This is a genomic window from Georgenia alba (genome assembly GCF_042665525.1).
In the GTDB taxonomy this organism is placed as follows: domain Bacteria; phylum Actinomycetota; class Actinomycetes; order Actinomycetales; family Actinomycetaceae; genus Allobogoriella; species Allobogoriella alba.
The window spans coordinates 729,931-743,906 of sequence record NZ_JBHTCQ010000002.1; the positions used below are offsets into that span (position 1 = coordinate 729,931).

Consider the following 13,976-nt stretch of genomic DNA (forward strand, 5'->3'; position numbering starts at 1 on the left):
CGCGACGTGCGCGGCGTGCCAGCGGAGCGCTCGGGCCCGAGCGGGCAGGACGCTCGTCCCACGACGGTCCGGGTTTCGCCGTGCAGGCGGCGTCCTGACGGCGCCCAAAGTGTGACCCTGACCACCGCACCGGGCTCGTGTCGGCGACCATTAGCATGGCCCGCAGGCCCGCCCCGAGCGGGCCTGGTGCCGCGAGAGACGCCGACCCGCGCAGGAGGACTTCGATGACCAGTGCCCAGGACCACCTGATCGGGAGTGCATCCGGGCCGGCCGCGGAGGAGGACGTCGTCGACCTCCTCGTCTACAGCGACGACGTCGACACCCGCCGGGCGGTCGTGCAGGCCATCGGCCGACGCGCCGGCAAGGGGTTGCCGCGCGTCCGGTGGACCGAGGCCGCGACCCAGGACGGGGTGCTGAGCAAGGTCGCCGAGGGCAGCTTCGCGGTCCTCGTGCTCGACGGCGAGGCGGCGAAGGTCGGGGGGATGGCGATCGCACGGCAGCTGAAGAGCGAGATCTACGAGTGCCCGCCGGTGGTGGTGCTGACCGCGCGTGCGGAGGACCGCTGGCTCGCGACCTGGGCCGACGCTGACGCGGTGGTCCCGGCGCCGTACGACCCGATCGCGCTGCAGGAGGCGGTCGCGGGACTGCTGCGCCGGCAGCTCGACGGGCAGCACGGATGAGCGAGGCGCCTGGCGGACGCTGGTCGGACCTGCTCGCGCGCGTGATCGCGCGCGAGAACCTCACCGCCGAGGAGACGGCGTGGGCGATGGACCAGGTCATGACCGACCGCACGAGCCCGGGGGTCCTCGGCGGGTTCCTGGTCGGCCTGGCGACGAAGGGCGAGACGGTGGAGGAGGTCCGCGGCTTCGCGGACGCCATGCTGGCGCACGCCGAGCCGATCGACGTCGACGGGAGCGACGTCGTCGACGTCGTCGGGACCGGCGGGGACCGCATGCACACCGTGAACATCTCGACGATGGCGTCGTTGGTGGTGGCGGGCACCGGCGTCGGGGTCGTCAAGCACGGCAACCGGGCGGCGAGCTCCTCCTCGGGCAGTGCCGACGTCCTCGAGGCGCTCGGGGTCGGCCTGGGCATCCCGATCGACCGGGTGGGCCACGTCTACGCCGAGGCCGGCATCACCTTCTGCTTCGCGACCGTGTTCCACCCGTCCATGCGGTTCGCCGGACCGACCCGGCGCGAGCTGGGCGTGGGGACCGTGTTCAACATCCTCGGCCCGTTGACCAACCCCGCTCGTCCGGGCGCGGGGGCGATCGGCGTCGCCCGGGCCGCCGTCGCGCCGCTGGTGGCCGGCGTGCTTGCCGGGCGGGGCACCAGCGCGCTGGTCTTCCGCGGCCGGAACGGTCTCGACGAGATGTCCGCGACGACGCTCAACGACGTCCTCGAGGTCCGTGCCGGCACCGTGGTGGAGCACACCGTGGACGCCGTCGCGGACCTGGGGCTCGAGGCGACGACGGTGGAGCAGCTCCGCGGGAAGGACGCCGCGCACAACGCGGACGTCGCACGCCGGTTGTTGGGCGGCGAGGGCGGCCCGGTGCGTGAGGCCGTGCTGCTCAACGCCGCGGCCGCGCTCGTGGCGCACGGCCGGCTCCCCGGGACCAGCCATCAGGAGGGCACGCTCGTCGACCGGCTCCGCGCCGGGCTCGAGCATGCCGCGCGGGCGGTCGACTCCGGCGCCGCGGCCGCGGTGCTGGAGCGGTGGGCGGCGCTGACGCGGTAGGGCTAGGTCCGCTCGCGTGCTCGTTCGGCGCGGCTGCGGTGCCTCCCGACGAGGTAGCCGCCGATGGCCACGACCACCAGCGCGACGGTGGCCAGGCTGACCTCGGTGACCAGGTGCTCGTACCCGAGTGTGAACTGCCCGAAGTCACTCGTTGCTGGCGCTTGAAAGCCGCTGTCTTGCGACATGTAGTCCTCCGTGAGTGTCCGGTGCCCTCGTGCTCGTCAGTCCTCGGTGCCGGCTGGTCGGACTTCCTCGCGCTCCGCTCGTTCCTCGCTCGCGCTCGTCAGTCCTCCAGCCCAATGTGGAAGGCCTGTTCGAGGTCGTGCTGGGAGTACGCCTGGAACGCGATGTAGGTCTGCGTCCCCAGCACGCCGGGAACCTTGCCGAGGCGGTCCGCGACGACGTTCGCGAGGTCCTCGTGCTGGCGCACTCGGGCGATGGCGATCAGGTCGATGTCCCCGGTGACCGAGTAGACCTCGCTGATGCCGTCCAGGTCGGCGACCTCCTGGGCGACCTCGGGGATGCGGGCGACGTCGGCGTCGATGAGCACGATGGCGGTGAGCATGCCGCCATCATTCCCTAACCGTGGTCCCGACGTCGCCCGGCCGGGAGGTTGTGCCGGGCGGCACCCCGTACGGGGCATGCCAGCGGCACCGGCGCGTCCTCGACGCGCACCAGCCGGACACCGGGCTGGAAGAGCCACGTGACGACGAGATCGGTCTCCTCGACCGGCGCCGCCCCGCAGGCCGCCTCCGGCGGCGGCACCACCTCGGCCCCCGCCCGCAGCGCCTCGATGACCGGCAGGGGGTCCTGGCCCCGGCCCGCCACCGCCGTGCCCGCGAGGCGGCCGAACCGGACCAGCACGATCTCCCAGCCGCCGGACTCGTGGCGGCGGGCCGCCACGATCTCCGGGTTCGCCAGGACCGGACGTAGCCGCTCCGCCCGGCGGGCTCCCTGCAGCAGGGCCAGCAGCCGGTCCCGCTGGGTCGCCGCCTCCTCGAATCGCTCCTGCCCGGCCAGCTGGGCGATCTTCCCGTGCAGCGCGGCCACCGCCCGGTCCACCTGGGCGCGCAGCGCCTGCCGGGCGGGTGCGATGGCGGTGGCGTAGTCGTCCGTGTCCTGGCCGCCGACGCAGGGGGCGCCGCAGCGGTCCAGCTCGGCGAGGGCGCACGGCGAGGCGCCGGGGCGGGGCGTGACGGGCAGCCGCGGCGTGCAGCGCCGGACGGGCGAGACCTCCTGCAGCGCCTCCATGGCGGCGGTGGCGGCCCGCTGGGTCGTGAACGGCCCGAGCGCCTCACCCACGTCGTCGGCCGGGACGCGGCGCACGACGCTGAGACGCGGAAAGGCCTCGTCCGTCAGGCGCAGCCAGGGCCGGCGCTGCGGGCGGCGGGACCGGCGGTTGTACGGCGGGTCGATCTCGGCGATCAGCCGGAGCTCGCGCACCTGCGCCTCGAGCACCGTGGCGCACGGCACGGGGCGCACCTCGACCGCGATGTCCAGCATCTCGCCGATACGGCGCCGCTTCTCCCCGGCGGTGAAGTACTGCCGCACCCGGCGCCGCAGGTTCGTCGCCGTGCCGACGTACAGCACGTCCCGGTTCGGACCGAGGAACTGGTAGACCCCGGGCGTCTCGGGCAGGCCGTCCGCGAGGGTGGCCTTGCGTCGCCGCCGCGGCGGGACCGGATCGGTCGCGGTGCGCAGGTCCTCCAGGTGGGTGACCCCCAGGGGCGCCGCGCGGTCGAGCAGGCCGTGCAGCACGTCCACCGTCGCGCGGGCGTCGGTGAGGGCGCGATGGTCCGGCGTGACGGGAGAACGGAACAGCGAGGCGAGCGTCCCCAGCCGGTGGTTCGGCGCCTCGTCCCGGGTGACGACCCGGCGTGCGAGCGCCACCGTGTCCAGCACCTGCGGGGACGGCCAGCGCAGGTCCATCCGATCGGTGGCGTGACGCAGGAAGGAGACGTCGAAGGAGGCGTTGTGGGCGACGAGCACCGTCTCCGGCCGACCGGCGACGGCCAGACCGGCAAACTCCAGGAACGCGGGCAGGACCTCCGAGACCGGGGGCGCGGCCACCACCATCGAGGTGGTGATGCCGGTCAGGACCGTGATCTGGGGCGGGATCGCCACGCCCGGGTTGACGAGCGTCTGGAACTCGCCGAGGACCTCACCGCCGCGGACCTTCACGGCGCCGATCTCGGTGATCTCCGAGCTCGTCGGGCCCCCGCCGGTCGTCTCGAGGTCGACGACGACGAACGTCACCTCGTGCAGCGGTGTGCCGATCTCCTCCAGGCCCAGCTGGACGGGCCGGCCCGTCCCGGCGGCCGCACGCGTGACGTCGTCGAGGGGGAGCCGACCGCCGGGCGCGGTCCCGAGCAGCGTCGGAGCCATGCCCGCGACGGTAGGCCGGGCCGCCCACACGGGCGGTGACCGACACCCGGGAGGTGCTCAGCTGCTCCGGTGCGCGCGGGTCGCGGCGGCGGTGGCGTAGAAGTCGTCGATCGTGCCGGCGAAGTCGGTGAGCACGAGGTTGCGCTTCACCTTCATCGACGGGGTCAGGTAGTCGTTCTCGACCGTGAAGTCCACGTCCAGCACGGTGAAGTCGCGGATCTGCTCGGCCTGGGACACCTTCGCGTTGGCCCGGTCGACGGCGAGCTGGAGGTGCTGCCTGACGAAGGGGTCGGCCGCGGCCTGCTCGACGCTCAGCGCCTCGCGGTCGTGCGTCTGGAGCCACCCGGGGAGCATCTCGGCGTCGAGGGTGATGAGCGCCCCGACGAACGGGCGCTGGTCGCCGACCACGACGCACTGCGAGACGAGCGGGTGCGCGCGGATGTGGTCCTCCAGCGGCGCGGGCGCCACGTTCTTCCCGCCCGCGGTCACGATGATCTCCTTCTTGCGGCCGGTGATGCGCAGGTAGCCGTCCGCGTCCATGGAGCCGAGGTCGCCGGTGCTGAACCACCCGTCCTGCAGCGCCTCGGCGGTGGCGTCGGGGTTGTCGTGGTAGCCACGGAAGACCTGGATGCCCTTGACGAGGATCTCCCCGTCCTCGGCGATCCGGACGGAGGTGCCGGGCAGGGGAAGGCCGACGGTGCCGATCTTGATCTTGTCCGGCACGTTGACGTGGGTGGGTGCCGTCGTCTCGGTCAGGCCGTAGCCCTCGAGCACCACGAGGCCGACGCCGCGGTAGAAGTGCCCGAGCCGCTCGCCGAGCGGTGCGCCACCGGAGACCGCGTACTGCGCCTGGCCGCCGAGGGCCGCCCGGATCTTCCCGAGCACCAGCTTGTCTGCCACCCGGTGGCGGGCTCGCAGCACCGGCGACGGGCCGGAGGGGGTGTCGAGCGCGCGCGAGTAGGCGATGGACGTCGCGGCGGACCAGCGGAAGATCTTGCCCTTCAGACCGCCGCCGGCCTTCTGCTCGACGCTGTTGTAGACCTTCTCCCACACCCGGGGGACCGAGAGGATGAACGTCGGCCGGAACGTGCCGAGGTCCGCGACCGCCTGCTTGACGTCGGGGGTGTGGCCCAGCGGCTTGCCCCCGAGCAGGACCACCACCTCGACGAAGCGGGCGAAGACGTGCGCGAGCGGCAGGAACAGCAGTGAGCGGGCGCCCGCGGGGCGGAACACGACCGACAGCCGTTCCAGCGCCTCGAGGCACAGCTCGACGAAGTTGCCGTGGGTGAGCTCGACGCCCTTCGGGCGGCCGGTCGTGCCCGAGGTGTAGATGATCGTCGCGAGCGACGCGAGGCCCAGCTCGGCCTGCCGGGACTCGATCTCCGAGTCGGGCACGTCCGCCCCGAGCGCCTCGAGCGTCTCCAGGCCGCCGTCGTCGATCGACCAGACCTCGCCGAGCCGGGGGACACCGTCGTCGATGGTGCGCGCGGTCTCGATCACGGCGGCGAGGGTGCTGTTCTCGACGACGGCCACCGCGCAGTCGGAGTCGGACAGGATCCACTGGGCCTGGTCGGCGGAGGAGGTCTCGTAGACCGGCACCGGCACCGCGGCCGCGTACCAGGCGGCGAGGTCCACGAGCGTCCACTCCAGGCGGGTGCGCGACATGATCGCCACGCGGTCGCCGGGCCGGACCCCGGCGGCCACCAGACCCTTGGCGATCGCCGTCACTCGCTGCAGGGTCCACGCCGCGCTGTGCGGCACCCACGTGTCACCGACCTTCTCCTCGTACAGCACCCGGTCCGGGTGCTCACGGGCCTGGTCCACGAGGTAGTCCGTGATGGAGCGGGCGGGATCGACGTCGATCCTGCGGGGCGTGGTGAACTCGTCCATGCTGTCTCCGTCGGCAGGTTGGGAGGGCGCGGTGCCGTCCGGCTCATCGGTGCTGTGCTGGCCCACAGTATCCGTCACACCGGGCCGCTCGTCGCCGATCCGCGTCCACCACGGCGGGTCTGCCGGGGTGCGGCGGGTCAGACCACGGCACCGTCGCCGTCGTCGCCGTCCTCGTCGCGGTGGGCGGGCATGCGCCACAGCAGCAGGCCGACGCCGCACAGCAGGGTGGCCCCGAGCCCGACCGTCACCCAGCGGCCGGGGGAGGTCACCACGAAGAGGACCAGGCCCACGAGGAGCGACCCCACCGTGGCGACCCAACCGAGGGTCAGCGCCGGGTCGGAGTGCTGGAGGGGCTCGGGGTCGGGCGGCACGTACCGGTCGCCGTCGGGATCCTCCTGCTCGAGGTAGTCCCGCGGCCCGAGCGGCCGTGGCTGGTGCGTGGCGGTCGCTCCGTCCCCATCCGCCTCGAGGTCGGGGTCGCGGTCGGACCGCTCGTCCCGCGGGACCTCGAGCTCACCGAGCTCTGCGGTGAGCTCCGCCCAACGCTCGGCGACCTGGGCGTCGTCGAGCGGCCCCGGTTCGCTGGCGCCGTCGCGGGAGGGTCCGGCCATACCCGCACTCTATGGCGGGAGCCGCCCCGCGCGCTGCCCCGTGCTCCTCGGGCTTCTAGGATGGGCTGGCACGACGTCGTCGTGCGCCGCCAACGTGAACGTCCAACGGAAGGTCGCCGATGCCGGTCCGCCGCGTAGCCCTGCTCACCGCCGGAGGGTTCGCCCCCTGCCTGTCCTCCGCCGTCGGCGGACTGATCGAGCGCTACACCGAGATCGCCCCCGAGGTCGAGATCATCGCCTACGAGCACGGCTACCACGGTCTGCTCAGCGGCACGAAGATCGTCGTCGACGAGCAGGCGCGCCGCCACGCGGGCGTGCTGCACCGGTTCGGCGGCAGCCCGATCGGCAACTCGCGCGTCAAGCTCACGAACACCGCCGACCTGGTCAAGCGCGGCCTGGTGCAGGAGGGGCAGAACCCGTTGGCCGTGGCGGCCGAGCAGCTGCGGGCGGACGGGGTGGACGTGCTGCACACGATCGGCGGGGACGACACCAACACCACGGCCGCCGATCTCGCGGAGTACCTCGAGGAGAACGGCTACCACCTGACCGTCGTGGGCCTGCCGAAGACCATCGACAACGACATCGTGCCGATCCGGCAGTCCCTGGGCGCCTGGAGCGCGGCGGAGCAGGCCTCCGAGTTCGCGCAGAACATCGTGGGCGAGCATCGCGTGAGCCCGCGGATGCTCATCGTGCACGAGGTCATGGGACGTCACTGCGGGTGGCTGACCGCCGCGGCCGCGGAGCGTTACCGTGCATGGCTCGACACCCAGGAGTGGGTCCCGAGCCTCGGGCTGACGCGCGAGCGGTGGGACGTCCACGCCGTCTTCCTGCCCGAGCTGCAGCTGGACATCGCCGCCGAGGCCGACCGCCTGCGTGGCGTCATGGACGAGCTGGGGAACGTCAACATCTTCCTCTCCGAGGGAGCCGGGGTGCCGGAGATCGTCGCCGAGCTCGAGGCCCAGGGCGAGGAGGTCCAGCGTGACCCCTTCGGGCACGTGAAGCTGGACACCATCAACCCCGGCGCCTGGTTCGCCAAGCAGTTCGCCGAGCGTCTGGGTGCCGAGAAGGTCATGGTCCAGAAGTCCGGCTACTTCTCCCGCTCCGCGCCGGCGAACGCCGAGGACCTGCGCCTCATCCAGTCGATGACGGACCTCGCCGTGCAGTCCGGGCTCGACGGGGCCTCGGGTGTCATCGGTCACGACGAGGAGGACGCTGACCGGCTCCGGGCCATCCCGTTCGCGCGGATCGCCGGCGGCAAGGCGTTCGACATCCGCCAGGAGTGGTTCACCCGGCTCATGGCGGACATCGGCCAGTCCGTGAGCGCGGCCGCGCCGGCCGCGCACTGACACCTATCCTGCCCAGGTGAGTATCGAGGCGTCTCCCGAGGTTCTTGAGGGCCTGCAGCGCTGGCGTGAGCTTCCCGCCCGGCAGCAGCCCGAGTGGCCCGACCCGGCGGCGGTGGTCCGGGCGACCGAGGAGCTGCGCGGCTATCCGCCGCTGGTGTTCGCCGGCGAGGCGGACAACCTGCGGGAGAAGCTCGCCATGGCGGCCCGCGGGGAGGCCTTCCTGCTGCAGGGCGGGGACTGCGCGGAGACGTTCGCCGAGTCGACGGCGGACCGCATCCGCAACAAGATCCGCACCATCCTGCAGATGGCGGCCGTGCTGACGTACGGCGCCTCGCTCCCGGTCATCAAGATGGGCCGGATGGCCGGGCAGTACGCCAAGCCACGCAGCAGCGACCTCGAGACCCGTGACGGCGTCACGCTGCCGGCCTACCGGGGGGACGCGGTCAACGCGCACGGGTTCACGGAGCAGGAGCGCATCCCCGACCCGCGGCGACTGCTCGAGGCCTACCACCGCTCCGCGACCACCATCAACCTCATCCGGGCCTTCACCTACGGCGGCTTCGCCGACCTGCGTGAGGTGCACGAGTGGAACCGCGGCTTCACCGCCAACCCGGCCTACGCGCGGTACGAGGTACTGGCCGGCGAGATCGACCGGGCCATGCGGTTCATGCGCGCGTGCGGCGTCGACTTCGACGCGCTGCGCACGGTCGACATGTACACCTCGCACGAGGCGCTGCTGCTGGACTACGAGGCGGCGATGACGCGGATCGACTCGCGCTCGGGCCTGCCGTACAACACCTCCGCGCACTTCGTGTGGATCGGGGAGCGCACCCGTCAGCTGGACGGCGCGCACGTCGACCTGCTGGCACGGGTCCGCAACCCGCTGGGCGTCAAGCTCGGCCCGACCACGACGGCCGACGACGCGCTCGCGCTGGCCGAGCGGCTCGACCCGGAGAACACCCCGGGGCGCCTGACCTTCATCACCCGGATGGGTGCCGGGCGCGTCCGGGACGTGCTGCCCGGCCTGGTCGAGCGGGTGACCGGCGAGGGACGGACCGTGACATGGGTGTGCGACCCCATGCACGGGAACACCATCACCTCGCCGTCGGGCTACAAGACCCGTGAGTTCGCCACCGTCATCGACGAGGTGCACGGCTTCTTCGAGGTGCACCACGCGCTCGGGACCGTGCCGGGCGGCCTGCACGTGGAGCTCACCGGGGACGACGTCACCGAGGTCCTCGGCGGCAGCGAGCAGGTCGACGAGGCCGCCCTCGCGCGCCGGTACGAGACGCTCGTGGACCCGCGCCTGAACCACCAGCAGTCTCTCGAGATGGCGTTCGACGTCGCCGAGATGCTGCGCGGGCACTGAGGCGGGCACGTGGTGCCGCAGGTCGAGCCACCGGTGCCACCCGACCGGTTCGTCCCACCCGGTCAGCGGCTGGTGGCCGAGCCGCCGGTCATGCACTACGGGCCTGTGCCGCGGCGTCGTCCGGAGCGGTGGCGGCTGAGCGTCGGCGGGGCGACGGCGGACGGCGGCCGGCGCGACCTCACCATGGAGGAGGTGCTGGACCTGGGCGCGCTCGAGGTCACCGCGGACATGCACTGCGCGACGGGGTGGACGGCCCTCGACGAGCACTGGTCCGGGGTCGCGGCGCGGGACGTGGTGGAGCTGGTACCGCCCCAGCCGGACGTGGAGCACGTCCTGGTGGTGGCGGAGTACGGCTACGCGACGACGGTGCTGCTGGAGGATCTCGTCTCACCACGGTCGGTGCTGGCGACGCACCGCGGGGGAGCGCCGCTCCCGGACGAGCGGGGCGGTCCGATGAGGCTCGTGCTGCCCCACCTGTACACCTGGAAGGGGCCGAAGTGGGTCCGCGGGTGGGACTACCTCAGTGACGTGGTGCGCGGCTTCTGGGAGAAGCGTGGGTACCACGTGCGGGGTGACGCCTGGCGCGAGGAGCGGTACGCGCACCAGGAGTGAGCAGGCTCAGACGACCGTGAGCGTGATGACGGACGAGCGCGGAACCATGGCACCGCCCTCGGGGTCCTGCGAGCGGACGGTGCCGAAGTACCCGCCGAGCACCTCCTCGACCTCCACCTGGAAGCCGGCGTCCTCGAGCGTGGCACGCGCCTGGCCCACGTGCTGGCCGACGACGCTCGGGACCTCGACCAGCTCGGGCCCGAGCGAGACGACGAGGTCGACGGCGTCCCCGCGGTAGAGCTGCTCGCCTGGGCCGGGGGAGACGGAGACGACGGCGCCCTCGGGCACCTCGTCGTGGTGCTGCTGGGACTCCTGGTCCACCGTCAGCCCGGCGTCCTCGAGCGCCGCAACGGCGTCGTCCCGCGGCTGGCCGGTCACGTCGGGCACCTCGACGGGCTCCCGTCCCAGGGACACGACGAGATCGACGGGCCGGTCGTGCCGGACCGACTCCCCGGCTGCGGGAGCGGTCTCGATCACGGCGCCCTCCGGGACGCTGTCGTGGTACTCCTCCGAGGTGGAGCCGACGCCCAGCCCAGCGTCCTCGATGGCGGCGCGGGCGTCCTCGACGGTCTCGCCGCCCACGTCCGGCACGTCGAGCATGAGGACGCCCTCGGAGACCACGACGGTCACCGAGCCGTCCTCGTGCACGTCGGTGCCGGGTCCGGGGTCGGAGGAGATGACCGCACCGGCGGGGACGTCGTCGTGGTGGTCGTGCTCGACCCGCGCGGTCAGGCCGGCCTGCTCGATCTGAGCGACGGCGTCCTCCTCCTCGAGCCCGACGACGTCCGGTGTCGGCACCGTGGCGCCGGGGCCGACCTGGAACCACCACAGCGCACCCGCGGCGACGGCCAGGGCGAGGAGGAGCAGCACCGTGACCACACGGGTCCAGACGCGGCGCCGGCGGGGCGGTGCGGTGGTCGCGGCGTCGTCGTGGGTGATCGCGCCGATGGGGAGCGCCACCGTCCCCCGCGCGCGGACCTCGGCGGTGTGGTCGGTGCCGGGCGCGACGGGAGCCTCCGCCTCGTCGTGCCAGCTGTCCGGAGCGTCGGCGGCGGGATCCGGGTCCACGTCGGCCCGCCGGGCGAGGATCTCCGGGTCGAGCGAGGCCCGGCACCGGCGGGCGAGGTCCAGGGCCGCCGCGGCGTCCTCGGGTCGCTCGCCGATCTCGCGCGCCGTGAGCGCGGCGACGAGCTCGTCGACCTCCGCCGGCAGCCAGTCGACGGCTCGGGAGGGGGGCGGTATGTGCCCGTTGACGTGCTGGAAGGCCACCTGGATGGGCGTCTCGCCGGAGAACGGCTGGCGCCCGGTGAGAAGCTCGTAGAGCAGGACCCCGGCGGCGTAGACGTCGGCGCGGGGGTCGGCGCGGCCCTCGGTGACGATCTCCGGCGCGAGGTACGCGACCGTGCCGAGCACGGTGCCGGTGGTCGCCGCGGTCGCCTCGGTGACGGCACGGGCGAGGCCGAAGTCGGCGACCTTCGCGGTGCCGTCCGGTGTGATCAGCACGTTCTCGGGCTTGATGTCCCGGTGGACGAGGCCGGCGCGGTGCGCGCTGGCCAGGGCGTCGAGGACCTGCTCGATGGTGCCGAGGGCCTCGCCGACGGGCAGGGAGCCGCGGGTCCGGAGCACCGTGCGCAGGTTCGGGCCCTCGACCAGCTCCATGGCCAAATATGCGGCGTCACCGGTGGTGCCCTGGTCGTGCACCGCGACCACTCCCGGGTGGGCGAGCCTGGCCGCGGCCCTGGCCTCACGGCGGAAGCGAGCGACGAAGTCCGGGCTCTCCGCGAGGTGCGGGTGCATGACCTTCACGGCGACCGTGCGTTCGAGTCGACGGTCGGTGGCACGGTAGACGGTCGCCATCCCGCCGCGCGCGATCCGCGAGGTCACCTCGTACCGCTCGTCGACCAGACGGCCGATGAGCGGGTCGAGGGTCGTGGTGTCCACCGTGCGAGCGTATCCGCGGCCCGCCGAAACTCCGGGTAGGGGCGTGCCGTGTCGGCGCACCCGGCGCCGACGCCCGGCTCAGAAGCGGTTCATGTGCGCCTTGATGGCCCGCACGTAGTCCTCGGTGTCGTCGAACATGCCGTACTCACGGACCGATCCGAGCCCTTGGTAGTACGCGGCGATCCCCTGGTCGGTGGAGCTCGCGGTGGACTGCAGCGCGCGGATGATCGACACCCCGGCCACGACGTTGTCGTACGGGTCGAGGAGGTTCAGGTCCCGGCCCACGAGGTCTGAGGCCCACTCGCCGGAGGTCGGGATGACCTGCATGGTGCCGATGGCGTTGGCGGGGGAGACGGAGGCGTGGTTGAAGCCCGACTCCTGGTACGCGTGCGCCTGCGCGAGGGCCGGGTCGACGCCCATCTCGTTCGCGACCTGCACGACCATGGACTGCATCTGCTCGCGCGACGGGACACCCGCGGCGAGCAGGGCAGCCTTGTTGGCGTTGGCGGAGGCGACCGTGGCCTCCGGGTACCGGCGTCCGAGGAAGCTGTCGTCGACCAGGTTGGTGGAGGACGGGATCGTCAGCCGCTGCCCGACGTAGATCAGAGCGTCCGAGCCCAGGTCGTTGGCCGTCACGATCGACTGGGCCGGGACCCCGAAGCGAGAAGCGAGCGCGCCGACTGTGTCGCCCGAGGAGACCGTGTAGGAGATGGTCGAGCCCGAGGAGCTCGAGCCGTCCGACGAGTCGCTCGAGGAGGAGCCCGCCGAGCTCTGGCCGCCCGAGCCGCCGACCGCGAGCCGCTGACCCACGTAGATCAGGGCGTCCGAGCCCAGGTCGTTCGCCTGGATGATCTCCTCGACCGTGGTGTCGTAGCGGGCCGCGATGGCCGAGACGGTCTCACCCGCCCGCACGGTGTGGGTGCTCCCCGAGCCGGAATCCGCGGTGGTCGGCGCCGAGGTGCTCGCGGGCGCGGCCGGTGCCGCGGAGGCCCCGCCGGCGTCGCCGCTGACCCGCAGGCGCTGCCCGACGTGGATGACGTCTGCCGAGTCGAGCCCGTTGAGCCGCACGAGTCGGTCGACCGACGTGTCGTAGCGGGCGGCGATGGCCGAGAGCGTGTCACCGGCGGCGACGGTGTGCGCCGTGGTGGACGATCCGTTCGAGGCGGGCGTGGCGCTCGGTGCCTCGTCGCCGCCGGAACGGGCGGCCGAGGGGATGCGCAGCATCTGCCCGGCACGGATGAGGGCGTCGGAGCCGAGGTTGTTCGCCCGCACGATCGCGCTGACCGAGCTACCGGTGCGCGCAGCGATCCGCGAGACCGTGTCGCCCGCGACGACGCGGTAGGTCATCGTCGGCTGGTCGGTCCGGACGACGTGGCCGCCCACGCTCGCGCCATGGACCCCGGGAAGGGGTGTCATCGGCTGCACGGCCAGCGAGCCCTCGGCGTGCGCCGCCGGTGCCCCGACGCCGACCGCTGTCGCGACGACGGCGAGACCGACACCCGCACGACCTGCGTGACGGGCTGCGGTGCGACTGGTGTTCCCGCCCTTGCTCATCGATCCCCCATCGACGTGATGTGTGAAGAGGCCTGAGTGGCCTGTGATGCGATTGTGATTAATGAAGCGTGTGTGACAGTAGCGACTGATGAGGCGTGTCGACAACCTCTGGCCCGAAATCTGACCTAGGCTCTCGATGTGACTGCTGTCCCTGACGAACCGTCCGGGTGGTACTCGGTCCCCGAGGCAGCCGAGCTGCTCGGCGTCCGTGACCGGGACGTACGCGCGATGCTGCGGGACCGCCGGCTGCTGGCCGTGCCACACGGTCCGAACTCGGCGAGATCCGTCCCGGCGGACCTGCTGCTCGGTCCCGAGGTCGACGACGGGCCGGGACCGCTTCCGAACCTCCGGGGCACGCTCATCGTGCTGGCCGACGCCGGCTACGACGACGAGGAGTCCTTTCGCTGGCTGTACTCGCCGCACGAGGAGCTCGGCTCGACGCCGGTGGCGGCGTTGCGCGCGCGGCGCACCCACGCGGTGCGGCGGGTCGCCCAGACACTCGGTTTCTGAGGGGCTTCTGCGGGGCTGCT

General features: G+C 72.8%; 13 protein-coding genes. 6 read left to right on the forward strand and 7 right to left on the reverse strand.

Annotated features, from left to right (window positions below; all coding sequences use genetic code 11):
- Positions 1-224: 224 nt before the first annotated feature.
- Together ACFQQL_RS13215 and trpD are read left to right on the forward strand one after the other, a co-directional pair.
- Positions 225-680 (forward strand): response regulator transcription factor, encoded by a 456-nt coding sequence (locus tag ACFQQL_RS13215; RefSeq protein ID WP_382395093.1) that lies wholly within the window; start codon positions 225-227, stop codon positions 678-680.
- Positions 677-1,738 (forward strand): anthranilate phosphoribosyltransferase, encoded by a 1,062-nt coding sequence (gene trpD / locus ACFQQL_RS13220; RefSeq protein ID WP_382395095.1) that lies wholly within the window; start codon positions 677-679, stop codon positions 1,736-1,738. The genes ACFQQL_RS13215 and trpD overlap by 4 nt, the downstream gene beginning before the upstream one ends.
- A 2-nt stretch (positions 1,739-1,740) precedes the next feature.
- Here the strand turns inward: trpD and ACFQQL_RS13225 are convergent, their stop codons facing one another.
- The 5 genes from ACFQQL_RS13225 to ACFQQL_RS13245 all read right to left on the reverse strand — a co-directional run bounded on the left by ACFQQL_RS13225 (position 1,741) and on the right by ACFQQL_RS13245 (position 6,624).
- A complete protein-coding gene (locus ACFQQL_RS13225) occupies positions 1,741-1,923 on the reverse strand; it encodes a hypothetical protein (RefSeq protein ID WP_382395097.1) in 183 nt (60 codons plus the stop codon).
- Between the two features lie 98 nt (positions 1,924-2,021).
- Positions 2,022-2,303: an Lrp/AsnC family transcriptional regulator gene (locus ACFQQL_RS13230; RefSeq protein ID WP_382395099.1), complete on the reverse strand. Its 282-nt coding sequence runs from the start codon at positions 2,301-2,303 to the stop codon at positions 2,022-2,024.
- 14 nt (positions 2,304-2,317) lie between these two features.
- Entirely contained in the window at positions 2,318-4,123 is a 1,806-nt protein-coding gene (locus ACFQQL_RS13235) for a DEDD exonuclease domain-containing protein (protein WP_382395101.1), read from the reverse strand.
- Positions 4,124-4,180: 57 nt separating this feature from the next.
- A complete protein-coding gene (locus ACFQQL_RS13240; RefSeq protein WP_382395103.1) occupies positions 4,181-6,013 on the reverse strand; it encodes an AMP-dependent synthetase/ligase in 1,833 nt (610 codons plus the stop codon).
- A 137-nt stretch (positions 6,014-6,150) separates the two neighbouring features.
- The gene (locus ACFQQL_RS13245) at positions 6,151-6,624 is read right to left on the reverse strand and encodes a hypothetical protein (protein WP_382395105.1); all 474 of its coding nucleotides are present in this window, start codon (positions 6,622-6,624) and stop codon (positions 6,151-6,153) included.
- Between the two features lie 119 nt (positions 6,625-6,743).
- On the opposite strand from ACFQQL_RS13245, the gene ACFQQL_RS13250 reads away from it, so the two are divergent.
- Genes ACFQQL_RS13250 through ACFQQL_RS13260 form a run of 3 tightly spaced genes read left to right on the forward strand, consistent with a single transcriptional unit; the run spans position 6,744 to position 9,951 of the window.
- Positions 6,744-7,970 carry a pyrophosphate--fructose-6-phosphate 1-phosphotransferase gene (locus ACFQQL_RS13250; RefSeq protein ID WP_382395107.1) on the forward strand — a complete coding sequence of 409 codons (1,227 nt, stop codon included), beginning with the start codon at positions 6,744-6,746 and terminating at the stop codon, positions 7,968-7,970.
- 16 nt (positions 7,971-7,986) lie between these two features.
- On the forward strand, positions 7,987-9,339 hold the full coding sequence (locus ACFQQL_RS13255) for a class II 3-deoxy-7-phosphoheptulonate synthase (RefSeq protein WP_382395109.1): 1,353 nt from the start codon (positions 7,987-7,989) through the stop codon (positions 9,337-9,339).
- A 9-nt stretch (positions 9,340-9,348) separates the two neighbouring features.
- Entirely contained in the window at positions 9,349-9,951 is a 603-nt protein-coding gene (locus ACFQQL_RS13260) for a molybdopterin-dependent oxidoreductase (protein WP_382395111.1), read from the forward strand.
- Between the two features lie 6 nt (positions 9,952-9,957).
- On the opposite strand, the gene pknB is transcribed toward ACFQQL_RS13260, so the two are convergent.
- Both pknB and ACFQQL_RS13270 read right to left on the reverse strand, forming a co-directional pair.
- Positions 9,958-11,892, reverse strand: coding sequence for a Stk1 family PASTA domain-containing Ser/Thr kinase (gene pknB / locus ACFQQL_RS13265; protein WP_382395113.1), 1,935 nt, complete (start codon positions 11,890-11,892; stop codon positions 9,958-9,960).
- 78 nt (positions 11,893-11,970) lie between these two features.
- On the reverse strand, positions 11,971-13,446 hold the full coding sequence (locus ACFQQL_RS13270) for a LysM peptidoglycan-binding domain-containing protein (RefSeq protein ID WP_382395115.1): 1,476 nt from the start codon (positions 13,444-13,446) through the stop codon (positions 11,971-11,973).
- Between the two features lie 138 nt (positions 13,447-13,584).
- Here ACFQQL_RS13270 and ACFQQL_RS13275 point away from each other — a divergent pair, with 138 nt between their 5' ends.
- On the forward strand, positions 13,585-13,956 hold the full coding sequence (locus tag ACFQQL_RS13275) for an Rv2175c family DNA-binding protein (RefSeq protein ID WP_382395117.1): 372 nt from the start codon (positions 13,585-13,587) through the stop codon (positions 13,954-13,956).
- Positions 13,957-13,976: the final 20 nt, after the last annotated feature.